Source organism: Rhizobium sp. R634 (assembly GCF_002211305.1).
Lineage (GTDB): Bacteria > Pseudomonadota > Alphaproteobacteria > Rhizobiales > Rhizobiaceae > Rhizobium.
In genome coordinates, this window is the sequence record NZ_LOKW01000003.1 from 1 (window position 1) to 21,939 (window position 21,939).

General features: G+C 63.5%; 24 protein-coding genes. 16 read left to right on the plus strand and 8 right to left on the minus strand.

Annotation, left to right across the window (positions count from 1 at the left end):
- Window positions 1-352 precede the first annotated feature (352 nt).
- From ATY77_RS05645 to ATY77_RS05655, 3 genes are read left to right on the plus strand one after another with little or no spacing between them, the layout of a single operon-like run.
- The gene (locus ATY77_RS05645; protein ID WP_245314301.1) at window positions 353-1,816 is read left to right on the plus strand and encodes a di-heme oxidoredictase family protein; all 1,464 of its coding nucleotides are present in this window, start codon (window positions 353-355) and stop codon (window positions 1,814-1,816) included.
- Window positions 1,816-2,916, plus strand: a complete 1,101-nt coding sequence (locus ATY77_RS05650; protein ID WP_088686487.1) for an imelysin family protein — start codon at window positions 1,816-1,818, stop codon at window positions 2,914-2,916. Before ATY77_RS05645 ends, ATY77_RS05650 begins: the two co-directional genes overlap by 1 nt.
- Window positions 2,917-2,920: 4 nt before the next feature.
- Complete coding sequence (locus ATY77_RS05655) at window positions 2,921-4,018, plus strand: DUF1513 domain-containing protein (protein ID WP_088686488.1); 1,098 nt, start codon at window positions 2,921-2,923, stop codon at window positions 4,016-4,018.
- On the opposite strand, the gene ATY77_RS05660 is transcribed toward ATY77_RS05655, so the two are convergent.
- Window positions 4,000-5,076 carry a DUF2252 family protein gene (locus ATY77_RS05660; protein ID WP_088686489.1) on the minus strand — a complete coding sequence of 359 codons (1,077 nt, stop codon included), beginning with the start codon at window positions 5,074-5,076 and terminating at the stop codon, window positions 4,000-4,002. The genes ATY77_RS05655 and ATY77_RS05660 overlap by 19 nt on opposite strands.
- 241 nt (window positions 5,077-5,317) lie before the next feature.
- On the opposite strand from ATY77_RS05660, the gene ATY77_RS05665 reads away from it, so the two are divergent.
- From ATY77_RS05665 to guaA, 3 genes are all read left to right on the plus strand, one after another.
- Complete coding sequence (locus tag ATY77_RS05665; protein ID WP_088676547.1) at window positions 5,318-5,767, plus strand: PaaI family thioesterase; 450 nt, start codon at window positions 5,318-5,320, stop codon at window positions 5,765-5,767.
- Entirely contained in the window at window positions 5,764-6,402 is a 639-nt protein-coding gene (locus tag ATY77_RS05670) for a 5'-methylthioadenosine/S-adenosylhomocysteine nucleosidase (protein ID WP_088686490.1), read from the plus strand. The genes ATY77_RS05665 and ATY77_RS05670 overlap by 4 nt, the downstream gene beginning before the upstream one ends.
- Window positions 6,403-6,514: 112 nt before the next feature.
- Window positions 6,515-8,077, plus strand: a complete 1,563-nt coding sequence (gene guaA / locus ATY77_RS05675; RefSeq protein ID WP_088686491.1) for a glutamine-hydrolyzing GMP synthase — start codon at window positions 6,515-6,517, stop codon at window positions 8,075-8,077.
- 80 nt (window positions 8,078-8,157) lie between these two features.
- Here the strand turns inward: guaA and ATY77_RS05680 are convergent, their stop codons facing one another.
- On the minus strand, window positions 8,158-9,105 hold the full coding sequence (locus tag ATY77_RS05680) for a LysR family transcriptional regulator (RefSeq protein ID WP_088686492.1): 948 nt from the start codon (window positions 9,103-9,105) through the stop codon (window positions 8,158-8,160).
- A gap of 77 nt (window positions 9,106-9,182) precedes the next feature.
- On the opposite strand from ATY77_RS05680, the gene ATY77_RS05685 reads away from it, so the two are divergent.
- Window positions 9,183-9,725, plus strand: a complete 543-nt coding sequence (locus ATY77_RS05685) for a hypothetical protein (protein ID WP_088686493.1) — start codon at window positions 9,183-9,185, stop codon at window positions 9,723-9,725.
- A 32-nt stretch (window positions 9,726-9,757) separates the two neighbouring features.
- Here the strand turns inward: ATY77_RS05685 and ATY77_RS05690 are convergent, their stop codons facing one another.
- A complete protein-coding gene (locus ATY77_RS05690; protein WP_088686494.1) occupies window positions 9,758-10,657 on the minus strand; it encodes a LysR family transcriptional regulator in 900 nt (299 codons plus the stop codon).
- A gap of 126 nt (window positions 10,658-10,783) precedes the next feature.
- Between ATY77_RS05690 and ATY77_RS05695 the strand changes: the two genes are divergently transcribed.
- Together ATY77_RS05695 and ATY77_RS05700 are read left to right on the plus strand one after the other, a co-directional pair.
- Window positions 10,784-11,188 (plus strand): Atu4866 domain-containing protein, encoded by a 405-nt coding sequence (locus ATY77_RS05695; RefSeq protein ID WP_088686495.1) that lies wholly within the window; start codon window positions 10,784-10,786, stop codon window positions 11,186-11,188.
- Between the two features lie 56 nt (window positions 11,189-11,244).
- Window positions 11,245-11,979 carry an SDR family oxidoreductase gene (locus tag ATY77_RS05700; protein ID WP_088686496.1) on the plus strand — a complete coding sequence of 245 codons (735 nt, stop codon included), beginning with the start codon at window positions 11,245-11,247 and terminating at the stop codon, window positions 11,977-11,979.
- Between the two features lie 32 nt (window positions 11,980-12,011).
- On the opposite strand, the gene ATY77_RS05705 is transcribed toward ATY77_RS05700, so the two are convergent.
- Window positions 12,012-12,575, minus strand: coding sequence for a methylated-DNA--[protein]-cysteine S-methyltransferase (locus tag ATY77_RS05705; RefSeq protein ID WP_088686686.1), 564 nt, complete (start codon window positions 12,573-12,575; stop codon window positions 12,012-12,014).
- A gap of 167 nt (window positions 12,576-12,742) precedes the next feature.
- Between ATY77_RS05705 and ATY77_RS05710 the strand changes: the two genes are divergently transcribed.
- The 4 genes from ATY77_RS05710 to ybaK all read left to right on the plus strand — a co-directional run bounded on the left by ATY77_RS05710 (window position 12,743) and on the right by ybaK (window position 15,428).
- Window positions 12,743-13,351: a 2'-5' RNA ligase family protein gene (locus tag ATY77_RS05710; RefSeq protein ID WP_088686497.1), complete on the plus strand. Its 609-nt coding sequence runs from the start codon at window positions 12,743-12,745 to the stop codon at window positions 13,349-13,351.
- A 90-nt stretch (window positions 13,352-13,441) separates the two neighbouring features.
- Window positions 13,442-14,500: a succinylglutamate desuccinylase/aspartoacylase family protein gene (locus ATY77_RS05715; protein ID WP_088686498.1), complete on the plus strand. Its 1,059-nt coding sequence runs from the start codon at window positions 13,442-13,444 to the stop codon at window positions 14,498-14,500.
- 100 nt (window positions 14,501-14,600) lie between these two features.
- Window positions 14,601-14,951 carry an ArsC family reductase gene (locus ATY77_RS05720; protein ID WP_088686499.1) on the plus strand — a complete coding sequence of 117 codons (351 nt, stop codon included), beginning with the start codon at window positions 14,601-14,603 and terminating at the stop codon, window positions 14,949-14,951.
- Between the two features lie 3 nt (window positions 14,952-14,954).
- Window positions 14,955-15,428 carry a Cys-tRNA(Pro) deacylase gene (gene ybaK / locus ATY77_RS05725; protein WP_088686500.1) on the plus strand — a complete coding sequence of 158 codons (474 nt, stop codon included), beginning with the start codon at window positions 14,955-14,957 and terminating at the stop codon, window positions 15,426-15,428.
- 45 nt (window positions 15,429-15,473) lie between these two features.
- On the opposite strand, the gene ATY77_RS05730 is transcribed toward ybaK, so the two are convergent.
- On the minus strand, window positions 15,474-15,917 hold the full coding sequence (locus ATY77_RS05730) for a helix-turn-helix domain-containing protein (RefSeq protein ID WP_088686687.1): 444 nt from the start codon (window positions 15,915-15,917) through the stop codon (window positions 15,474-15,476).
- 104 nt (window positions 15,918-16,021) lie between these two features.
- Between ATY77_RS05730 and ATY77_RS05735 the strand changes: the two genes are divergently transcribed.
- Both ATY77_RS05735 and ATY77_RS05740 read left to right on the plus strand, forming a co-directional pair.
- Complete coding sequence (locus tag ATY77_RS05735; protein ID WP_088686501.1) at window positions 16,022-16,705, plus strand: glutathione S-transferase family protein; 684 nt, start codon at window positions 16,022-16,024, stop codon at window positions 16,703-16,705.
- Between the two features lie 121 nt (window positions 16,706-16,826).
- A complete protein-coding gene (locus ATY77_RS05740) occupies window positions 16,827-18,080 on the plus strand; it encodes an aminopeptidase (RefSeq protein ID WP_088686502.1) in 1,254 nt (417 codons plus the stop codon).
- On the opposite strand, the gene ATY77_RS05745 is transcribed toward ATY77_RS05740, so the two are convergent.
- Complete coding sequence (locus ATY77_RS05745; RefSeq protein WP_088686503.1) at window positions 18,028-18,939, minus strand: EamA family transporter; 912 nt, start codon at window positions 18,937-18,939, stop codon at window positions 18,028-18,030. The two genes, ATY77_RS05740 and ATY77_RS05745, sit on opposite strands and share 53 nt — an antisense overlap.
- An 81-nt stretch (window positions 18,940-19,020) precedes the next feature.
- On the opposite strand from ATY77_RS05745, the gene ATY77_RS05750 reads away from it, so the two are divergent.
- The gene (locus ATY77_RS05750) at window positions 19,021-19,518 is read left to right on the plus strand and encodes a MarR family transcriptional regulator (RefSeq protein ID WP_088686504.1); all 498 of its coding nucleotides are present in this window, start codon (window positions 19,021-19,023) and stop codon (window positions 19,516-19,518) included.
- Here the strand turns inward: ATY77_RS05750 and ATY77_RS05755 are convergent, their stop codons facing one another.
- Together ATY77_RS05755 and xseA are read right to left on the minus strand one after the other, a co-directional pair.
- Window positions 19,519-20,109, minus strand: a complete 591-nt coding sequence (locus tag ATY77_RS05755; RefSeq protein WP_088686505.1) for an NAD(P)H-dependent oxidoreductase — start codon at window positions 20,107-20,109, stop codon at window positions 19,519-19,521. It lies immediately after the preceding gene.
- 2 nt (window positions 20,110-20,111) lie between these two features.
- Window positions 20,112-21,692, minus strand: coding sequence for an exodeoxyribonuclease VII large subunit (xseA, locus tag ATY77_RS05760; RefSeq protein ID WP_088686506.1), 1,581 nt, complete (start codon window positions 21,690-21,692; stop codon window positions 20,112-20,114).
- Window positions 21,693-21,939: the final 247 nt, after the last annotated feature.

Consider the following 21,939-nt stretch of genomic DNA (forward strand, 5'->3'; position numbering starts at 1 on the left):
GCCCAAAATGGTCATCCGCATCGCACTCGCCCGAAAACTCCTGGTCATTCTCAATGCAAAAGCACGAGATGCGCGAAGAGAATTCGAATATGCAACTTGACAACCCAGATAGTCGCTCATTCCTGTGCTCGTCACAGGAATCCAGCCACGGCGCGTCGGCGCCGTGAATGACTCGGTCAAAGGGGAGTCTTCCGCGCCCAAGGACTTGGGCGCACTGGATTCCTGTGACAAGCACAGGAATGAGGGAGCGGAAAGGGAAGCACGCTCCAGCACCGTCGAGTTTGTCGCTCGGAAAAATCGCCTCTACCTCCGCCGCGCCGTCTATGCCGCCCTTGCGGTAGCGCCCGCAACGATTGCCGCCGGTTTCGACCTACCGACGAAACGCATCGACCTCTCCGAGGCCGATCTCAAACGCGTCGCGGATGTCACGCGGCCGACCCAGGATTTTTCCAAGGCCGAACAATACGAAGCGATGCAGGCGGGGGCCGCGACCTCGGTCGATCCCGTCACCGAGGACAGCTTCTCGCATATTTCGGCCAATATCCCCTTCGAGGAAGAGCAGAATTTCAAGCTCGGCAATGCGCTCTTCCGCAAGCTTTGGGTCTCCTCTCCCTCTTCGACGCAGGCCTCCGATGGCCTTGGGCCGCTCTTCAACGCCCGCTCCTGCATGAGCTGCCATGTCAATGACGGCCGCGGCAAACCGCCGGAGGGAAGCGCGAGCGCCACCTCGATGTTCCTGCGGCTTTCGCGCGCGCCAAGGACGCCGGAGGAGGAAGGGGCGATCGCCGATGCTGAGGTCGTCAACTTCCCCGATCCGGTCTACGGCCGACAGCTGCAGGATCTCGCGGTTCCCGGGCTTGCCGCCGAAGGCAAGATGGCGATCCGCTATGACGAAGAGACGGTGACGCTCGGCGACCGCGAGACGGTGTCGCTGCGCCGGCCGCATTATGCGGCGACGAAGCTTGCCTACGGACCGCTCGACGCAGCGACGACCATTTCGGCGCGCGTTGCCCCCGCCATGATCGGCCTCGGCCTGATCGAGGCCATTCCAGAAGCCGATATTCTTGCCCATGCCGACCCCGACGACACAGACGGCGACGGCATCTCGGGCAAGGCGGCGGTCGTGCGCGACCATCGCAGCGGCGCGGTCACGCTCGGCCGCTTCGGCTGGAAGGCGCAGAACGCCACGGTGCGCGACCAGAGCGCCGACGCCTTCGCCAACGATATCGGCATCTCGACGCCCGACGAGCCGGACGCGCATGGCGACTGCACCAAGGCGGAAGAAAAGTGCCTTGATATGCCGACCGGCGTGCAGAAACGGCTGGGCGCGGAAGAGGCGCCGGGTCCGATCCTCGATCTCGTGACCTTCTATTCGGAAAACCTTGCCGTGCCGGCGCGGCGCAAGGCGAGCTTTGCCGAAACGCTGCGGGGCAAGCGGATCTTCTATGAAACCGGCTGCATTTCCTGCCATGTGCCGAAATTCGTCACCCGGCGGGATACGCCTGAGAAGGCGCAGTCCTTCCAGTTGATCTGGCCTTATTCCGATTTTCTCCTGCACGACATGGGCGACGGCCTTGCCGACGGGCAACAGGTCGGCCTTGCAAGCGGACGTGAATGGCGCACGCCGCCGCTATGGGGTATAGGACTGACCCGAACTGTCAGCGGACACAGCTTCTTCCTGCATGACGGCCGTGCGCGGGATCTCACCGAGGCGATCCTCTGGCATGGCGGTGAAGCGGAAAAGGCCCGCAACGCTTTCTCCGCCCTGACCAAAGACGACAGGGCGGCCCTGATTACATTCCTGGAGTCACTTTGATGCGCCTTTGGCACCCCCTGCTCTGCCTCACTCTGATCGGCCTCGCCACATCGGCCGCCGCCCAGACCGCCGCTCCTCCGGCAGGGCTGAACGAGGATGCCGTCCCTGCCGTCATGCAGCGCGCCGTCGACGAGGTGATCCGTCCCGGCTACCGCAACATGCAGCAATCGGCCGCACGGCTGACGACGGCGATGAAGGATCTCTGCGACGGCGGCACGCAGCAGACGCTCGACAAGGCGAAGTCCGCCTTCGACGATACGGTCCGCTACTGGTCGATCATCGAGATCGTCCAGACCGGCCCCGTCATTCAGGACAATCTCTTCGAGCACATCCTGTTCTATCCCGACCGCAAGGGCGTCGGCCTCAAGCAGGTGCAGGCGCTGATCGCCAAGGCCGACCCGAAGGATGCGACGGTCGATGCGATCGCCGGCAAGAGCGTGGCGCTGCAGGGCCTGACGGCGCTGGAGTATGTGCTTTACGGCAACGGCTCCGACGATCTCATCAAGCAGAAGGGCGGCTTCCGCTGCCTTTACGGCGCCGCCGTCGCCGGCAATATCCAGCGCGAGGCCGGTGAAGTCATCGCCGCCTGGGAAAAGCCGGACGGCGTACAGGCGAGCTGGAAACATCCCGGTCCGCAGAGCGACGACTTCATGGACAACAAGGAAGCCGTCACCGCCCTGCTCGGCATTCTCGTCCACGGCGCGGAGAATGTCCGCGATCAGCGGCTGGAGCAGTTCTACAAGGGCAAGGATACTGCACCGCGCCCGCGCATGGCGATCTACTGGCGCTCCAAGAACACCTGGAAGTCGATGGCCGCCAACCTGGAGGGCCTGCGCACGCTCTGGCAGAAGGCCGGCATGGCCGAGCTTCTGCCGGCGGACAAACAGGCGGTCGCCGCCTCGATCGACGAGAATTTCAAATCGTTGCTCGAGACCGTCCCGAAGCTCAATCCCGACATCGAGGCCGCAACCAGCGATGCGGAGAAAGCCAAGCTCGATGCGCTGCTGGCCGACAGCCGCAATTTGATCACCAAGATCAGCGACGAGTACGGCGCGGCCATCGGACTTTCGGCCGGCTTTTCCTTTTCCGACGGAGATTGATGCGATGTGGAGAAGTGCCGCGATCGACCGACGCAGCTTCGTCAAGGCGGCAGGTCTCGGTTTCCTCGCGAGCTTGACGCCGAGAGCGCTGATGGCTCTCGAACGGGCCGACGCGGTCTATGCCTCGGGCATTCGCGCCGCCGACGGCTCGTTTGCCGTCGCGACGGTGGCCGAGAACGGCGAAATCATCGATCAGGTGGCGCTTCCGGCACGGGCTCACGGCATGGCCTTCAGCACCGCCACCGGCAAGACCGTCGCCTTCGCGCGCCGGCCCGGCACCTATGCAATGATCTTCGACCCGAGGAACAAGGGCGAGCCGATCGTCATCAGCTCCCGGGAGGACCGGCATTTCTACGGTCACGGCGCCTTCTCTCCCGACGGCCGTTTGCTTTACGCCAGCGAGAATGATTTCGACGGCAATCGCGGCATGATCGGCATCTACGACACGACCGATCGCTTCTCCCGCATCGGCGAATTCGAGACATACGGCATCGGCCCGCACGACATGACGGTGTCCGATGACGGGCGCCTCCTCATCGTCGCCAATGGCGGCATCGAGACCCATCCGGACTTCGGCCGTACCAAGCTCAATCTCGGGGCGATGCAGCCGTCGCTGGCGCTGATCGATGCGGCGACCGGCGCCCTGGTCGAAAAACACGTGCTGCCGGCGCAGTGGTCGGCGCTCTCCACCCGCCATGTCGATCTCTATGGCGAGGGACGCATCTGGTTCGCATGCCAGTATGAAGGCCATCGCAACGATCTGCCGCCGCTCGTCGGCCATTTCGCCAAAGGCGAGGATCTTTCCTTCGTCGACCTGCCGGAGGAGACGACGCGCAGGCTTGCCAATTATGTCGGCGCCATCGCCGTCAATCGCCGCGAGGGTCTCGTCGGCGTCACCTCGCCGAAGGGCGGCGCCTCGGTGACGATCGATGCGAAGACCGGCAAGGTATTGGCCGAAACCACAGTTCCCGATGCGGCCGGCATCGCGCCGGCAAAAGAAGGCTTTGCCGTCTCCTCCTATGACGGCGACTTCCGCTCGACCCGCAGCGACGTCGCCTGGGATCAGCACATCGTGCGGATCTCTCAGCCGGCGCGGACATAGGCCTTCTGCTCGGCACTGACCGCCGAGGCGGCGGTCCTCGCCGCTTCCTGCAGCCATTCGGGACCGCGCGCCTGCAAGTCGTGCAGGATCGCCGCGGCGGCGGCCGCATCGTCGGCATGGCAATTGCCGATCTCGAAACCCATCAAATCGAGCATCGTGGGGGAGAGCAGGATCTCCGGATGCTCGTCGATCTCGATCTTGCGGCTGTTCGGCGAAAGCCGGCGCACGAGGATACGCCCGGAGATCCGATAATGAGGATCGGCCGAGCGCATCCGCCCGCCGGCAATCTCGCCTGCATGGATCGCCGTGTCCTGCGGCCTGTGGCGAAGCGACCAGGCCGACGGCACCAGCGCCTTCGCTTCCCGCAGCACCGGGCCGCCCAGCCATTCGGCATAAGCGACGAAACGCGGCCGTCCAAGGCTGCCGGTACCGCCGCTGCGCGGCTTTGCCACGAAGGAACCCGCGCCGGGCGGCAGCGCGTCTGCGAGCACCCAGATATAGGGGCCTGGCGCCGGCTTTTTTCCCTCAGGCAAGGCTTCATATCTCTCCCAAAATTCGCGCCGTTCGGAATTCGGCAGCATCAGCGCCTTGCGCAGCCATTTGTGATCGCGCTCGAGGATGACAGGCTGCGGATTTTCAAGGCCCCGTCGATAGCCGCGCAGGATCAGCTCGCCGATCATGCGGACGGAAGGACCATCACCGCTGCGCGCCAGGACGGCGCTTGCCGCAAGGCGAACGAGATCCAACGCATAGGGCATTATCGCTGCATCGTCGAAATCGTTGACACCCCAGACGAGGCGGCCTTCGGCATCACGCCAGGTGCCGAAATTCTCCAGATGCGTATCGCCGATCGCAAGCACCTCCGGCGCGCCCGCCAGCTCCGGGCAGATATCCAGGATGATCTCGCACCAGCGCCAGTAGGTGGCGCGCAGGAACACGAAATCGTCGCTGCGCATCTTCTGGTGCTTCTCGCGCAGATCCTTCCTGACGAGATCGTCGCCGAGTTCGCCGGCCAGCCAGTCCTCGAAATTCCGGACCGATTGCGATATCGTCGTCATGCCGCCGGTGCTCCATCATTTCGAGGTTCGGCGTGAGAATACGCGGTCGGCGCGAAGCTGCAATGGCATTACACGAAGCCGGCAGCTTTAGAGATGCGGGCTTGCACCGTTGCGGAAGGGGGAAAGGTGGCCCGGGCGACACGGCCTGATGTTTCCAGCGCCGCCAAGATCGATTTCGGCGATGTCCAGCTTGTCGAATCCGGCGCGTCATGCCACTTTCGCGGCTTCGAGAGGGGTAGCCATGAGCGAGACTGACAGGGGCGATTTCCGCGCGCGAATCCGCCGCAACTTTGCGCGCCAGGCAGCGATGCAGACGATCGGCGCGGAGCTGACGCGCGTCGAGCACGGCGTCGTCGAGATCGAGCTTCCCTTCGACGTCAAACTGACGCAGCAGCACGGCATCCTGCATGCTGGCATCATTTCCGCGGCGCTCGATTCCGCCTGCGGCTTTGCCGCCTACAGCGTCATCGACCCCGAAGCCTCGATCCTGACGATCGAGTTCAAGGTCAATCTCATGTCGCCGGGGCGCGGCGATCGTTTCCTCTTTCGCGGGGAAATCACCAAGCCCGGCTCCACCATCATCGTCGCCGACGGGCGGGGCTATGCGATCGGCGATGGACCGGCCAAGCTCATCGCCTCGATGACCGGGACGATGATGGTCATCCGCGGTAGAGAGGGAATTACTGGATGAAGTTCGAACTGAAGTCGGTCGCGGGAAAATCCATCCTTTTCGTGATGGCGGCAGAGGCGGAGTACGGCCCTTTCCTGCGTTCGCGCATCGAACCCTTGATGACCGGCGTCGGCCCGGTGGAAGCGGCGATCGCGCTGACCAAGGCCTTGGCGCGGCTCGATGCCGCCGACGACCTTCCGGATCTCGTCGTCTCGCTCGGCTCGGCAGGCTCGGCCAAGCTCGAACAGACCGAGATCTACCAGGTGAACTCGGTTTCCTATCGCGACATGGACGCCTCGCCGCTCGGCTTCGAAAAAGGCCAGACGCCCTTCCTCGACCTGCCTGTGACGCTGGAGCTGCCGCTGCGCATCCCCGGGATTCCGGAAGCCAGCCTTTCCACCGGCGGCAACGTCATCTCGGGGGCGGCCTACACCGGCATCGACGCCGACATGGTCGACATGGAGACCTATGCGGTGCTGCGCGCCTGCCAGGGCTACAAGCTGCCGCTGATCGGGCTGCGCGGCATTTCCGACGGCGTCGTCGAGCTGCAGCACATCTCGGGCTGGACCGAATATCTGCACATCGTCGACCGCAAGCTCTCCTACGGCGTCGACAGCCTGTTCACGGCGCTGGAAGACGGAGTTTTCTGGTTCTAAACCCCTGAAAGCGCCGTGCGCCCAACGCGCGGGGGACAATCGGAACAATAAAAACCTGATGCCGCCGATTTCCCGGATTGCAAGGCGAAGCGCTTTTCTTTAAAGCCTCGCCATGACCCACACAGCACATCCCGACTCCGTTCTCATCGTCGATTTCGGCAGCCAGGTGACCCAGCTCATCGCACGACGCGTGCGCGAGGCCGGCGTCTATTGCGAGATCGTTCCCTTCCAATCGGCCGAAGAGGGCTTCAAGCGCCTTCAGCCGAAGGCCGTGATCCTGTCCGGCAGCCCGGCCTCCACGGTCGACGAGGGATCGCCGCGAGCGCCGCAGATCATCTTCGACAGCGGCCTGCCAGTCTTCGGCATCTGCTACGGCCAGCAGACGATGTGCATGCAGCTCGGCGGCAAGGTCGAGAGCGGTCATCACCGCGAATTCGGCCGTGCCTTCCTGGAGGTCGACAAGGACTGCCAGCTGTTCGAGGGCCTCTGGTCCTCCGGCTCGCGTCATCAGGTGTGGATGAGCCATGGCGACCGCGTGACCGCGCTGCCTGAAGGGTTCGAGGTGGTCGCCACCTCCTCAAACGCGCCCTTCGCCTTCATTGCCGACGAGAAGCGCAAATATTACGGCGTGCAGTTCCATCCCGAAGTCGTGCACACGCCCGACGGCGCCAAGCTGATCGGCAACTTCATCCACAACGTCGCCGGCATCAAGGGCGACTGGTCGATGTCGGCCTACCGCCAGAAGGCGGTCGACGAAATCCGCAAACAGGTGGGCGACAAGCGCGTCATCTGCGCGCTTTCGGGCGGCGTGGACAGTTCCGTCGCGGCCCTGTTGATCCACGAGGCGGTCGGCGACCAGCTGACCTGCATCCTCGTCGACCACGGCCTGATGCGCAAGGACGAGGCGGCAAACGTCGTCGCCATGTTCCGCGAGCACTACAATCTGCATCTGCTGCACGTCGACGCGTCCGACCGCTTCATCGGCGAGCTCGAAGGCGTCAGCGACCCGGAAACCAAGCGCAAGATCATCGGCCGCCTCTTCATCGAAACCTTCGAGGAAGAGGCAAAGAAACTCGGCGGCGCCGATTTCCTCGGCCAGGGCACGCTCTATCCCGACGTGATCGAGAGTGTTTCCTTCACCGGCGGCCCGTCGGTGACGATCAAGTCGCACCACAATGTCGGCGGCCTGCCGGAGCGCATGAAGATGCAGCTCGTCGAGCCGCTGCGCGAACTCTTCAAGGACGAAGTGCGCGCGCTTGGCCGCGAACTCGGCCTGCCCGACAGCTTCATCGGCCGCCACCCCTTCCCCGGCCCGGGGCTTGCGATCCGCTGCCCCGGCGGCATCACCCGCGAGAAGCTGGAAATCCTGCGCGAAGCCGATGCGATCTATCTCGACGAGATCCGCAAGGCCGGCCTCTACGACGCCATCTGGCAGGCCTTCGCCGTGCTGCTCCCCGTCCAGACCGTCGGCGTCATGGGCGATGGGCGCACCTACGAATTCGTCTGCGCACTGCGCGCCGTCACCTCCGTCGACGGCATGACGGCCGACTTCTACCACTACGACATGGAATTCCTCGGCCGCGTCGCAACGCGCATCATCAACGAGGTCCGCGGCATTAACCGCGTGGTTTATGACGTGACGTCGAAGCCGCCCGGCACGATCGAGTGGGAGTGAGGCGCACGTAAATGTGTAGAGCGAGCGGCGACGTGACAATCTCCGCACGGCGGTTCGCATTTCAGCATGCCGTTCCCGCATCAGCGCATCTTTGCCGCTGATCGGCTGTTCTCGGTCACGTCCGTTCGACTTTTCACGTGGTCGATGAAGGCCCGCAGCTTCGGCATCACCTGATGGCGGCTGGGATAATAGAGGAACACACCCGGTGCCAGCGGTGCGAATGCCTCGAGAACGCGGACGAGCTTTCCCGCTTTCACCAACCCACTGGCCATCGGCTCCGGCACTTGCGCAAGCCCCATATGTTCGACGGCAGCTCCGAGCATAGTCGGAAAATCGTGGGCGATCAGCGGCCCGGAAACGACCGCCTCGATCGGCTTTTGGGCGCTCAGAAACGACCACGGCGCGATCGATCCGTCCGAGCGACGAATACGTATGCAGGCATGTTGACGCAGATCATCGATACGCTCGGGCCGCCCTCTCCGGTGCAGATATTCGGGACTGCCGACAACCACCAGCGGGAACGGCGGTGTCAGCCGAACCGCGACCATATCGGCTGCGATGAACTGGCCGAGGCGAATGCCGGCATCGAATCCTTCGGTCGCGATATCGACCAACTCTTCATTCGCGGCGACCTCCACCTCAATCTCGGGAAAGGCCTGGCAGAAGGATGCAATCAGTGACTCCAGCAGGATCGGCACCACTGCCGGCGGCACTGTCAGCCGTAATAATCCGGCTGGCCGCTGCCCAAGGTCCCGAGCAACCTCGCTTGCGGCGACCAGTTCCTCGAAGGCGGGTTTTGCGCGCGAAAGAAATCGCTCGCCGGCTTCGGTCAGGCCGACGCTCCGTGTCGTGCGGATGAAAAGCACCGCGCCGACACGCTCCTCGAGAGCGCGTACAGCCTGGCTCATCGCCGATGGGGTCACGCCGAGTTCCGCGGCTGCTTTCCGAAAACTACGGTGCTGGGCAACGCTCAGAAATGCCTCGACGCCGTCCAGCGCTCCCTGCCTGACTGTGAAGTTCTGCTTCATACCGCATCGATATTATCGCGAATAGTCGATCACGAGAAGCGGTCGTACATCTGGACCTGCCAATCAGGAGTGCTCCAATGTCGACGAAATCCCTCTTCCAAATCCATCTTTTCCTCGGCTATGTCGCGTGGCTGCTTTGCTTCGGCGCGTATATTCTGCCTTGGCTCAAGTCGATGGACCGGATCAAAGCGCACCGCGCCATCGCCACTCTACATAGCTTCCGCTTCTTCGGGCTCGTCTTCATTCTCCCGGGCGTCGTCGGGGCCCATCTGCCAGCCAGTTTCGCCACCTTCGCGGCCTATGGCGACCTCGCGACCGGGCTGCTCGCCATGCTGGCGCTCATGACGATCAGGATAGCTCGGGTCTTCTGGCTGTTCGTCGTCATCTTCAACCTTACGGGAATGGCCGACCTCATCCTCGACTACTATCACGCCATTCAGGCCGGTCTTCCGGCGCAGGCTGAGGAATTGGGCGCTGCATATGCGATCCCGATCATTTACGTGCCCTTGCTGATGATCACCCACGTCTTCGCACTATATCTGCTGGCGCGTCCTCAGCGTAACGAAGCTCAAGCCATTGCCGGCCAGCCGAGAACATCTCCGAACTCGCCGTCGTCCTGAAGCCGGCGCTGCTGAGCTCAAGGGCTACGGACCTATCTCGCGCCTCTCAATTTCCGCACAAAATCCACCAAAGCGCGCAGTTTCAGCGGCTGCCTCTGGCGCCTGGGATAATAGAGATAGAAGCCGGGAAAGGGCGGGCAGAAATCTTCGAGCAGCGGCACGAGTTCGCCACGATCGAAATAAGGCTGGAAGGTCTCCAACATGCCGAAGGTGATGCCGGCTCCGGCGCAGGCCATGCGGATCATCATTCCCATGTCGTTCGTCGTCACGGCCGGATCGACGGCAACGTCGAAGTCGCGGTCGTTTTCGGTGAACTCCCAGCGATAGGGCGCCGTATCGGGGCGCGGCCGCCAGCCGATACAGGCATGGTTCTGCAGATCTCGGGGATGGTGGGGCCGGCCGCGGCGCTCGAGATAGGCGGGTGACGCGGCCGGACATTGCCGCTGCTCCCTGGAGACGGGCACTACGATCATGTCCTGCTCTATCACCTCGCCGAGCCGGACGCCGGCGTCGAACCCGGCCTCGACGATATCGAATTCGTCATCGGTGATGGTGATGTCGAGCTTGATATCGGGGTAGGCTTCGATGAAGCCGGCCAGCAATGTGCCGGAGAGGAAGCTCTCGGCGATCGAGGAAACTGTGATCCTCAACAAGCCGCTCGGACGCGCCTGCATTTCCCGCACGGTCTGCACCGCATCTCTGACCTGCCGCGCCGATGGGCGCACGGCCTCCAAGAAGACCTCGCCGGCTTCGGTGAGGTGAACGCTGCGGGTGGTGCGCTGGACGAGCGCCACGCCGACCCGATCCTCCAGGCGCTGCAGCGCCTGGCTGACGGCGGATCGGGTGACGCCGAGCCGCTCTCCGGCAAGGCGAAAGTTTCGCGCCTCGGCCACAGCCAGAAAAACTGAAATGCCTTCGAGATCATCGATCATTGGTTAGTAGAATTAATCAAGCTATCCCGGATTGGCAACTTAATCACTTCAGTGGCGATCGCTATCTTCCCTTCATGGGTCAAGCGCGGCCGACGGCGGTGCGCAGGCCTGCTCTGGAGAAGAACGATGCGAAGCATATCCAAGAACGCTGTTCTGCATCTTTTGGCCGTGACGGCGCTTGCCGGCGCGGCTGCGCCGGCATCCCCGGCAGATGCCGCAAACGACCGAAATCCTGCCCATCAACAATCAAGCGAGAACACGATGCAGCAACATCCCTATGTCGGCATGTGGGTGACGGCCGATGGCCGCGTCCGCCACGAGCTTCTGTTCCGTTACGACGAGGCCCGCGGCAGTAGGGAGAGCGCCTATCAGGGGCGCTACGAAGTCACCGGAACCCACATCGAATATTGGGACGACACCGGATTCACCGCAGACGGCGATTTCGTTGACGACAACACGCTGCATCACGGCGGCATGGTGCTGCGGCGCAAGTGGGCTGAGACGACGCTCAGCGCCGATTTTCCCACCTGATCCAACGACTGTCCACCCGGCGCGCGGCGTCGGGCAGCCCAGAAAAGGAGATTAAAATGTCTGATATCGAAGGAAAAGTCATCGCCATCACTGGCGCGAGTAGCGGCATTGGAGAAGCCGCGGCAAAAGTGCTGGCCGCCGCAAGCGCCCGTCTCGTCATCGGCGCGCGCCGCACCGACCGCCTGGAGGCGCTCGCCGGCGAAATCGAAGCCGCAGGCGGCAGCGTGCGCTTCCGAAAACTTGACGTTACCGAGCGTTCCGAGGTGGAAGCTTTCGCTGACTTCGCCAGATCCGAGTTCGGCCGGCTCGATGTCATCGTCAACAATGCCGGCGTCATGCCGCTCTCTCCGCTCGACGCTCTGAAAGTCGACGAGTGGGACCGCATGGTCGATGTCAACATCAAGGGCGTTCTCTACGGCATCGCCGCAGCCCTTCCGATCATGAAGGCGCAGGGTTCGGGGCAGATCATCAACCTGTCTTCGATCGGCGGCCACTACGTCTCTCCGACGGCCGCCGTCTATTGCGCGACGAAATTCGCCGTCCGCGCCATCTCCGACGGACTGCGGCAGGAGACCGACCGTATCCGCGTCACCGTCATCTCGCCCGGCACGACGACATCGGAACTGGCCGACACGATCACCGACCCGACCGCCCGGGACGCCATGAAGGCTTTCAGGGCGGTTACGATCAGCCCCGAGGCCGTCGCCAAGTCGATCCTCTACGCTGTCAGCCAGCCTGACGATGTCGATGTCAGCGAAATCATCATCCGGCCGACGGCCAGCCCGCATTGATCGACCGACTCTTTCTACGAGGCTTCCGCCGCCTAGAAACCCAGCGACTGCTGGGCGGGCGGCGGCGGGCCGAGCTGGACGCCTTCGAGCTCCAGCATGCGGGCCTTCGACGACGAACCGCCGGGGGCCGAGAAGCCTCCGATCTTGCCGCCGGCGGCCAACACGCGATGGCAGGGGATGATCAGCGCCACGGGGTTCTTCGCCATCGCCTGACCGACATCGCGGGCGGCCTCCGGCCCCACGCCGAGCTCCTTCGCCAGCGCGCCGTAAGTCGTCGTATGGCCCCAGCCGACGCGCCGTGCCGCCGCATAGATATCCCTGAAGAAGGCGTCCTGGCCGGCAAGATCGAGCTCGACGCCGGAAAAATCGGTCTCCTCGCCCTGGAAGTAACGCTTCACGGCCGCGACCGTTTCGAGCACGGCAGCCGTCGGTGTGCCGGGTTCCGCATCCGGCAGACGTCGCAGCAGCAGCCGTTCGGTCGCCTCCGCGGTTTTCGTCGGCAGCTGGAAGCGGGAAATGCCGGCGTCGCTCCAGGCGATGCCGCAGAATCCGCCGGCGGTTTCGAAGATGAGATAGTGGTGCATTGACTGGGGCATGACGCAGCCTCCGTGTTTGCGATTGCCACCAAAATCGTACGGAGCGGGCGCTGTTTCAACCCGTTTCTTGCGCATAATGTTCTTTTTTTGTTCTTGCCATTCCATCTTGCGGGCGTATTTTCGATCGCGTTGGAACGACGAGGCGGGTCATGACGGCCTGACAGATCATGAACCAGATTTCTTTCGATTTCGGCCATGGGCAAAATCGGCGCGGCGGGCCGGATGAAAGCCACATCGGCTGGCATCGGCTTTTCTTCGCGCTCTGCCCTCCTCCAATCGTCGAACCGCAAGCGGCTTCGATCGCCCATGACTATGGCAAAGCTTTCTCCCTTTCTGCAAAGCCGCGCCTGACGACGCTGCATGTGACCGTCATCGGCATCGGCGACTATGAAAGGTTCCCGGAGGACGTAGCCTTTGCGGCATGCCAGGCCGGCGCCACAGTCGAGGGCGCGCCGATCTCGGTAAACTTCGACAGGATCATGAGCTTCAAGAGGGAAGGCAAGGCTCGGCCTCTGGTGCTCTGCAGTCAAGGCGGGCTGCTGGCGCTCATGCGTCTGCATATCCAGCTGGGCGTCGGCATGCACAATACTGGATTGCCTCACAATATCGACCGCCATTTCACGCCGCATATGACGCTGCGCTATGACCGCAAGGGCGTGCCGCCGACACGCCTCGATCAACCGGTTTCCTGGACTGCGCATGAATTCCTGCTCATTCACAGCGTACTCGGAAACACCGAGCACCATATCATCGATCGCTGGCCACTGCTCAACTGAGCGCAGGATATTAAGAGCAAGGCTTGTGCTTCCTCGCTTTCCGAGCATAAAGCTCGGGAAGCCTGATCCGAGCAGGGAGCCAAAAATAGCATGGACATTTCAGAGATCATCATCCCGGGAGACACGCCGGGAGCGGAATGGCGGCTGCCGGTGCTGCGCTTTGCGGGCAACGATCCGAAGGCGCCGAAAACCTATATCCAGGCCGCTCTTCATGCCGGCGAACTGCCGGGAACGGTGCTCCTGCATTTCCTCTGCGAGAAGCTGCGGCAGGCGGAAAGCGAAGGCCGGATCGCCGGCGACATCACCATCGTGCCGCAGGCCAATCCGATCGGTGCGGCGCAATCGCATTTCGGTGAACTGCAGGGCCGTTTCGACCTCGGCTCCCGCACCAATTTCAACCGGGATTTCCCGCTGATCTCCATTGCCGATCGCGCCGAGCTGGTCGAATATCTCGATGATTATCCGGCTACCGATAGATTGAAGCGGCAGCTCCTGCACATGGCGCTCGGCGCCGATCTGGTCCTCGACCTGCATTGCGACGACGAATCCCTGCAATATGCTTATATCGACGAGGCCTTCTGGCCCGAGGCGGCCGACCTCGCCGCCGCGCTCGATATGGAGGCCGTGCTGCTTTCGGACGGCGAAAGCTCCGCCTTCGAGGAGGCTGTCGGTTTTGCGTGGAAATATGAAATTCCCGGCGAACGCCGGTCGCGGCTGCCCGGCAAACTCTCCGTCACCGTCGAGCTGCGCGGCAAGCGCGATGTCGATCCGGTGCTGGCGAGAAAGGATGCGGACGGGCTCTGGCATTTTCTCGCGGCACGGGGAATCGTCCGGAGCGGGACGGCGGCCGCAGCATTTTCCGGTCCGGCCGTGCCGCTCGACAATATCGAGATCATTCGCGCGCCCGAAGGCGGGGCCGTGCTTTTCCATCGCGATATCGGCGAGCGCATTGCGGAAGGCGAACTTCTGGCGACGATCGTCACCCGGCCGGGCCAGCCGGGCGGCAGCCTTGACCTGCATGCGCCGCAGGACGGGGTGGTCCTGACCCGCACCTCCGACCGGCTGGTGCGGCGGCGCGGCGACCTGATGAAGATCGCCTGCGGCAGCCCCAGCAAGGCTTCACGCAGAGCCGGCGCGCTGGAGCACTGAGCCCGGGGGGATCGACGCGCGGGGGATAAAACGCTGCACGGCGTTTGCGGCGGCCTTCGCGCATGTTATCCCGCTGTCATCACAGGGAGATCGATCCGGCATGGCCGTCACCATCTATGGCATCAAGAATTGCGACACGATGAAGAAGGCCCGCAGCTGGCTGGAAGCGCATGATGTCGCCTATGCGTTTCACGACTACAAGGCATTGGGCATCGACCGCGCCCATCTGGAAGCGTGGATCGACGAAGCCGGCCTCGATACCGTGCTCAACCGCGCCGGCACCACCTTCCGGAAACTGCCCGATGCCGAACGCGAGAACCTGACGCGGGAAAAGGCGATCACGCTGATGCTCGACCAGCCGTCGATGATCAAACGGCCGGTGCTGGAGGCGAAGGGCAAGCTGCTCGTCGGCTTCAAGCCGGAGATTTACGCCGGTGCTTTCGAGCGCTGAGCCATGTCCAAGACCACCCGCGCGACACAGGTTCTTTCCCAGGCGAGCGTCGCTTTCTCCGTCCACGCCTACGACTACGACCCCGGCGCCGAACGCGTCGGCCTGCAGGCGGCGGAGGCTTTGGGCGAGGCACCGCAGCGGGTGCTGAAAACGCTGATGGCGGAGGTGGACTGCAAGCCGGTCTGCGTGGTCGTGCCGTCGGATCGCGAAGTGAGCATGAAGAAGCTTGCGAGCGCCTTCCGCGGCAAGTCGGCCAATATGATGAAGCCCGCCGATGCCGAGCGGCTGACGGGCTATCATGTCGGCGGCATCAGCCCCTTCGGCCAGAAGAAGATGGTGCCGACGGCGATCGAGGAGGCCGCCCTGGCCGAACCGCTCGTCTATATCAACGGCGGGCAGCGCGGGCTTCAGGTGCGGCTCGATCCGAAGGAGGCGTTGAAGGTGCTCAACGCCGTCGCCGCGCCGCTGATCGCCTGACCGGAGCATGCTGCCGAACCCGCCGCATATTCCCGATGACAGGCACTACAGAAAGCGGTCGAGCAGGCCGGCGATCGACCGCGCCTCGCTTTCGGCAAGCTTGCCGCCGATATGGGTCTCGATCGATCTGCCGTAGACTACCCACATGCGCTCGCGGAGCTGACGTCCAGCTTCGATGATGACGATCCAGCGGCCGCGCCCGTCTTCGGCGAAGACCTCGCGCCGGACCAGGCCCTCTCTTTCCAGCCGGTCGAGCAGGCGGGAGAGATTATACTGCGTCAGCAATGTCCGCTCCTCGATCTCATAGGGGCGCAGCCGGCCGGATTGCGAGCGCGCCAGTTCCCACAGCACGTCGTACCAGGCAAGCGGCGGCATGCCGGCCGCCTTCAGATCGGCCTCGATCGCGCCGAGCAGGCGCTCACGGGCGCGCATGATATGCGTCCAGGCTGAGATGACGGCTTCGCTGGGTTTGGGCATTTTCTCGGACATAAATGCAATTACATCTATCTTGAATTTCGCCGCAAGCGATATTAGATGCATATGCATGTAATCATGGCAGCCAATTCTTTCCGCAAACCGCCAGGAGATTTTTCATGAGCAGGCTTACCCTCATCAGCCATCACCTCTGCCCCTATGTGCAGCGTGCCGCGATCGCGCTTCTCGAAAAGGGCGTGCCCTTCGAACGCATCAACATCGATCTCGCCGACAAGCCCGACTGGTTCCTGAAGATCTCGCCGCTCGGCAAAGTGCCGCTGCTCAGAATCGAGGAGGAAGACGGCCGCGGCGCCGTGCTGTTCGAAAGCAGCGTCATCTGCGAATATCTGGAGGAAACGCTGGCAGGCGCCGCCCTGCATCCGGTCGATCCGCTGACCCGCGCCCGCCACCGCGGCTGGATGGAATTCGGCTCGTCCGTGCTCTCCGATCTCTGGAGCTATGAAACGGCAGAGGATGCGGTGCAGCTGGAGGCCAAGCGCAAGACACTGACCGCCAAATTCGCGACGATCGAGGCCGCGTTGGCGGACGGACCCTATTTCGCCGGCGGCAGCTTCAGCCTCGTCGACGCCGTCTTTGCGCCGGTCTTCCGCTATTTCGATCTCTTCGACACGCTCGGCGACAGCGGCATCTTTGACGGGCTCGATCGGGTCAAGCGCTGGCGCAAGGCGCTGTCGGCGCGGGCAAGCGTTCGGGACGCGGTCGGCGAGGACTATCCGCAGCGGCTGACCGAGTTCCTGGAGAAACATAACTCGATCCTGCTCAGGCTGCCCGCCGCCGCTTGAAGCACCTAAGCGGCCGGACAAGATCCGGCCGCGGGCAATTCGGATGCGGCACGCTTCAATTTCGCCGCAAACGGGTCTAAGTCTTCCAGCCTCCCACCGTCGACAAGAGGCAGGTTGCACCATGAATTTCATGCCCCAGACCCAGAACACCGTTGATCCCGCCAAGCTGGAAAGGCTTGCCGAGGTCGCCGTCAAGGTCGGCCTTCAGCTGCAGAAGGGCCAGGATCTGGTGATCACCGCGCCTGTGGTGGCGCTGCCGCTCGTGCGACTGATTACCAAGCACGCCTATCAGGCCGGCGCCGGATTGGTAAACGCCTTCTATACCGACGAGGAAACGACGCTGGCGCGCTATCAGTACGGCAGCGACGAGAGTTTCGACCGCGCTTCCGGCTGGCTCTACGAGGGCATGGCCAAGGCCTATGCCAACGGTGCGGCCCGTCTTGCAATCGCCGGCGACAATCCAATGCTGCTGTCCGATCAGGATGCCGGCAAGGTCGGCCGCGCCAATCGCGCCACCTCCACCGCCTATAAGCCGGCGCTGGAAAAGATCTCGAATTTCGACATCAACTGGAACATCGTCTCCTATCCCAACCCTTCCTGGGCCAAAGTGGTCTTCCCCGACGATCCTGAACCGATCGCGATCGCCAAGCTCGCCAAGGCGATCTTTGCCGCCTCGCGCGTCGATGTCAGCGACCCCGTCGCCGCCTGGGCCGAGCACAATGCCAACCTCGCCAAACGCTCCGCCTGGCTGAACGGCGAGCGCTTCGCCGCGCTGCATTTCACGGGACCGGGCACGGACCTGACGGTCGGCCTCGCCGACGGGCACGAGTGGCATGGCGGCGCTTCCACCGCCAAGAACGGCATCACCTGCAATCCGAATATCCCGACCGAGGAAGTCTTCACGACGCCGCATGCGCTGCGCGTCGAAGGTCATGTCTCAAGCACCAAGCCGCTGTCGCATCAGGGCACGCTGATCGACAACATCCAGGTGCGCTTCGAAGGCGGCCGCATCGTCGAGGCCAAGGCGTCGCGCGGCGAAGTGGTGCTGAACAAGGTGCTTGATACCGACGAAGGCGCGCGCCGGCTCGGCGAAGTGGCGCTCGTACCGCATTCCTCCCCGATCTCGGCGAGCGGCATCCTGTTCTACAACACGCTGTTCGACGAAAACGCCTCCTGCCACATCGCGCTCGGCCAGTGCTATTCCAAGTGCTTCCTCGACGGGGCGACCTTGAGCCAGGAGCAGATCAAGGCGCAGGGCGGCAATTCCAGCCTCATCCATATCGACTGGATGATCGGCTCCGACAAGGTCGATATCGACGGCGTCAAGCCTGACGGATCGCGGGTTGCGGTGATGCGCCAGGGCGAGTGGGCCTGACCGGCATCATCGTCCGCTGACTGAGCCAGACGCTGGCGAGCACCATGGCAAAGCCGGCGATCTGCGCCGGCGTCAGGCTCTGGCCGAGCGCCAGCCAGCCGAGCAGAGTCGCGACGACGGGGCTGAGGAAGCCGAGCGATGCTGCGGCCGAGGGCTCGATGCGCGACAGGCCGCGGAACCAGAGCAGATAGGTGAAGGCTGCGCCGATCAGACCGAGATAGGCGATGCCGAGAATATTTTCTGTCGTCGGCGTGAGAAGCGCCGGCTCCAGCAGCAAGGCGACGGGCACGAGCAGAATACCGCCGGCGGTCAACTGCCATGACGTGAAGGTCAGGCTGGAAACGGGCGGCTGCCAATGGCGGCTCAGCACCGTGCCGAAGGCCATCGACACCGCGCCGGCGAGACCGGCGGCGACGCCGACCGGATCGAGCGCCGCATTCGGCGTCAGTACCAGCAGCGCCACCCCCGAGATGCCGATCAGACCGGCGACGACGGCGAGGAAGCGGATCGGCTTGCCGAGGAAAAGGCGCGACAAGGCGATGACGATCAGCGGCTGTACGGCGCCGACGGTGGCCGCCACGCCGCCCGGCAGCCGATAGGCCGAAACGAAGAGCATCGCCCAGAAGAACGAGAAGTTGAGCGCGCCGAGAACGAAGGCCCGGCCCCACCAGACACCGGTCGGCAGCTTGCGGACGATGAGCAGCAGAAGCAGACCCGCCGGCAGGGCGCGCAGCATCGCAACCGTCAGCGGGTAGCCTTCCGGCAGGTAGGATGTCGTGACGAAATAGGTGCTGCCCCAGATGGCCGGCGCGACGGCGGTGATCAGCACATCGGCGAGATATCGCGAATTTGTCTTCATATCAAGAATCTCTACATCAAGATAAATTCAACATAGCGCAATTTATCTTGACGTCAAGATATCTGCTGATATCGATGTGACATGAGTGAAGAGAAGCAAGATCACGTCGACAGGATCCTGGCGCAATGGCGGCGCGAGCGGCCGGATCTCGACGTCGAACCGATGGGCATCCTCGGACGGCTGAAGCGCCTCGGAACCCATCTCGGCCGTGAAGTCGAGACCGTGCTCATGAAGCACGGGCTTTCCACCTCGGCTTTCGACGTGCTGGCCACGCTTCGCCGCTCCGGCGCGCCGCACCGGCTCTCGCCGGGGGAGCTTCTGGAGATGACGATGGTCAGCTCCGGTACGATGACCAACCGGATCGACCAGCTGGAGAAAGCGGGCTTCGTCGAGCGCATCCTCAATCCGGAAGACAGGCGCAGCGTGCTGATCGCGCTGACCGAAAAGGGCCTTGCGACCGTCGAAGAGGCGGTCGGCGCCCATGTCGCCAACCAGCAGCGCTTGACGCGCAATCTGACAGCCGAGGACAAGGCCGAATTCGACCGGCTGCTCAAGAAATTCCTGTCGGATTTCGAATAGTCAGACGGCGGCAAGCGCCTTGCGGACACGCTCCAGATGCGCCTTGCGCCTGGCCTCGGTCGCCCGGTCCATGTCGTGCAGGCTCAGCATGCGGAAGACGAGCTTCTTCGAGCAGAAATTGGCGATGCCGCGCTTCAGCAGGCGGCGAACGGGATTGCCCATGTAGAGATGCACGAGCCACCAGGGCGAGCCCGTCGTCGTCAGCGCATAGAGCAGCCTGATATTGGTAAGCTGAGGCACGATGCGGCCGCCGGCGGCATCGTGGGTGAAGGCCACGCCCGGCGCGAAGACGCGATCGAAGAAGCCTTTCAGGATGGCCGGAAAATTGAACCACCATTGCGGAAAGACAAGGACGAGCCCATCGGCCGACCGCAGCCGGGCCACGGCATCGGCGACGGCCGAGGTATCGTAGGGCATGTCGAAATAAGCGCGGCGTTCCGCCTCGGACAGACGCGGATCGAAATCCTCGGCATAGAGATCGAGCAGATCGACGACATGGCCGGAGGTTTCCAAGGCCTCGCGGGCCGTGCGCGCCACTGAAGCGGCAAAGCTTTCCGGCAGCGGATGGGCAAGCACGAGCAGGATCCGCATCGTCAGAATAGGCTTCCCTGTTTCGTCGGATCCGCAGGTTTTGCACTGCGCTTCTTGGCGCCGGCGGGCGGAGTTCCGCCTTCCGTCGTCAGCGCGCCGACGCGGCCGTCGGCGAATTCGATGGCGATGCCCATGCCGACGGAGAGAGCCGCGGCCTGGGAGACCGGCCTGTCATCCTCATCGCGGATGACGGCGTAGCCGCGCTTCAGCACGTTCTTATAGGAGAGCGACTGCAGCACGCGATCCTGTGCGGAAAGCTCGGCGCGGGCGCGCGTCAGCTGGTGGCGGATCGCCGTATCGGCATGGCGCGTGAGATTGCCGAGACGTTCGCGGCCGCGATCGGTCTGCGTCTTCAGCCGGGTGGGCAACGATGCGAGGATGGCCTCGGCGCGGTCGATGCGGGACGTCGAACGGTCGAGCAGGCGTTCGACGGTGCGTTCGGCCCGCGCCATGCGCTCGTTCAGAAGCTGGCGGCGCTCGGCGATGCGGTTGGAGAGCACATCAGGGCGCAGATGCGAGGCGACACGCTCGAAGCCGCGGCGCTTGTTGATGGTGTTGAGTTCCAGCCCGCGGCCGAGGCCGGCGGCTGCCTCGTCGAAGCGACGCCGCGGCAAAGCGAGAAGCTGATCGAGCGACGGCAAAGCCCGCATCAGGGCGCGGACGGACTGGCGGCGCTGATCCATCTGCCGGTTCATGCAGCCCTGCAGGCGCGCGGCCAGAGCGGCGGCCTGCGCCTCCAACTCCGCCTTGACGGGCACGGCCATTTCCGCAGCACCGGTCGGCGTCGGGGCGCGGACATCGGCGGCATAATCGATCAGCGTCCAGTCGGTCTCGTGACCGACCGCCGAGATCAGCGGTATCCGGCTTTCGGCCGCGGCGCGCACGACAGTTTCGTCGTTGAAGCTCCAGAGGTCTTCCAGGCTGCCGCCGCCGCGTGCGACGATCAGCACGTCGGGACGGGCAATCGCGCCTCCCGGCTCCAGCGCATTGAAGCCACGGATGGCGTTCGCCACCTCCTCGCCGGACCCCTCCCCCTGCACCTTGACCGGCCAGACGAGGACATGCACGGGGAACCGATCGGAGATGCGGTGCAGGATATCGCGGATCACGGCGCCGGTCGGCGAGGTGACGACGCCAATCACCTTGGGCATGAAAGGCAGCCGCTTCTTGCGGGCGGCATCGAAGAGGCCTTCGGCGCCAAGCCTGCGCTTGCGCTCCTCGATCAGCGCCATCAGCGCACCGGCGCCGGCGGGTTCCAGCGTCTCGATGACGATCTGGTACTTCGAGGAGCCCGGGAAGGTGGTGACCTTGCCGGTGGCGATGACTTCCATACCCTCTTCCGGACGGAACTTCAGGCGCGAGAAGGTACCCTTCCAGATGACGGCATCGATGCGGGCGCGGTCATCCTTCAGGGAGAAATAGGCGTGGCCCGAAGAGTGCGGACCGCGATAGCCCGATATTTCGCCGCGCACGCGAACCTGGTCGAAAGCCGTTTCGACGGTGCGCTTGATGGAGCCGGAAAGCTCCGAAACCGAATATTCGGCAAGGTTGGTCGGCGAATCGCTGTCGAAGACGTTGCTCATGCCTTCTTTCTATGACCATCCGCGGGAAACGGGAAGGTCGCGATGCCGACCGAGACCTGTTTTCCCGGCTGTGGGAATGCGGCCGTCGGGCGGAGTATTCAATACATGTCATCGTTGCAGTTTAATCGACAACAACAAAATCGGGAAAAATTTTGCTTCCGCGCGGAACGCATCGTTAGACTTTGCGTTTTACCCGAAAGGGATTGCTAACCACCGCAAAGCAAAGGCTTTTCGGCGAACTTGGCCG

Bases quoted from the DNA above. Each gene is read 5' to 3' on its own strand.
- ATY77_RS05740 (WP_088686502.1), top strand. From the start codon at position 16,827: ATGAATTTCATGCCCCAGACCCAGAACACCGTTGATCCCGCCAAGCTG.
- ATY77_RS05715 (WP_088686498.1), top strand. From the start codon at position 13,442: ATGGACATTTCAGAGATCATCATCCCGGGAGACACGCCGGGAGCGGAA.
- ATY77_RS05735 (WP_088686501.1), top strand. From the start codon at position 16,022: ATGAGCAGGCTTACCCTCATCAGCCATCACCTCTGCCCCTATGTGCAG.
- guaA (WP_088686491.1), top strand. From the start codon at position 6,515: ATGACCCACACAGCACATCCCGACTCCGTTCTCATCGTCGATTTCGGC.
- ATY77_RS05695 (WP_088686495.1), top strand. From the start codon at position 10,784: ATGCGAAGCATATCCAAGAACGCTGTTCTGCATCTTTTGGCCGTGACG.
- ATY77_RS05685 (WP_088686493.1), top strand. From the start codon at position 9,183: ATGTCGACGAAATCCCTCTTCCAAATCCATCTTTTCCTCGGCTATGTC.
- ATY77_RS05705 (WP_088686686.1), bottom strand. From the start codon at position 12,575: ATGCCCCAGTCAATGCACCACTATCTCATCTTCGAAACCGCCGGCGGA.
- ATY77_RS05720 (WP_088686499.1), top strand. From the start codon at position 14,601: ATGGCCGTCACCATCTATGGCATCAAGAATTGCGACACGATGAAGAAG.
- ATY77_RS05690 (WP_088686494.1), bottom strand. From the start codon at position 10,657: ATGATCGATGATCTCGAAGGCATTTCAGTTTTTCTGGCTGTGGCCGAG.
- ATY77_RS05665 (WP_088676547.1), top strand. From the start codon at position 5,318: ATGAGCGAGACTGACAGGGGCGATTTCCGCGCGCGAATCCGCCGCAAC.
- ATY77_RS05650 (WP_088686487.1), top strand. From the start codon at position 1,816: ATGCGCCTTTGGCACCCCCTGCTCTGCCTCACTCTGATCGGCCTCGCC.
- ATY77_RS05750 (WP_088686504.1), top strand. From the start codon at position 19,021: ATGAGTGAAGAGAAGCAAGATCACGTCGACAGGATCCTGGCGCAATGG.
- ATY77_RS05700 (WP_088686496.1), top strand. From the start codon at position 11,245: ATGTCTGATATCGAAGGAAAAGTCATCGCCATCACTGGCGCGAGTAGC.
- ATY77_RS05655 (WP_088686488.1), top strand. From the start codon at position 2,921: ATGTGGAGAAGTGCCGCGATCGACCGACGCAGCTTCGTCAAGGCGGCA.
- ATY77_RS05710 (WP_088686497.1), top strand. From the start codon at position 12,743: ATGAACCAGATTTCTTTCGATTTCGGCCATGGGCAAAATCGGCGCGGC.
- ATY77_RS05670 (WP_088686490.1), top strand. From the start codon at position 5,764: ATGAAGTTCGAACTGAAGTCGGTCGCGGGAAAATCCATCCTTTTCGTG.
- ATY77_RS05745 (WP_088686503.1), bottom strand. From the start codon at position 18,939: ATGAAGACAAATTCGCGATATCTCGCCGATGTGCTGATCACCGCCGTC.
- xseA (WP_088686506.1), bottom strand. From the start codon at position 21,692: ATGAGCAACGTCTTCGACAGCGATTCGCCGACCAACCTTGCCGAATAT.
- ATY77_RS05660 (WP_088686489.1), bottom strand. From the start codon at position 5,076: ATGACGACGATATCGCAATCGGTCCGGAATTTCGAGGACTGGCTGGCC.
- ybaK (WP_088686500.1), top strand. From the start codon at position 14,955: ATGTCCAAGACCACCCGCGCGACACAGGTTCTTTCCCAGGCGAGCGTC.
- ATY77_RS05755 (WP_088686505.1), bottom strand. From the start codon at position 20,109: ATGCGGATCCTGCTCGTGCTTGCCCATCCGCTGCCGGAAAGCTTTGCC.
- ATY77_RS05730 (WP_088686687.1), bottom strand. From the start codon at position 15,917: ATGTCCGAGAAAATGCCCAAACCCAGCGAAGCCGTCATCTCAGCCTGG.
- ATY77_RS05680 (WP_088686492.1), bottom strand. From the start codon at position 9,105: ATGAAGCAGAACTTCACAGTCAGGCAGGGAGCGCTGGACGGCGTCGAG.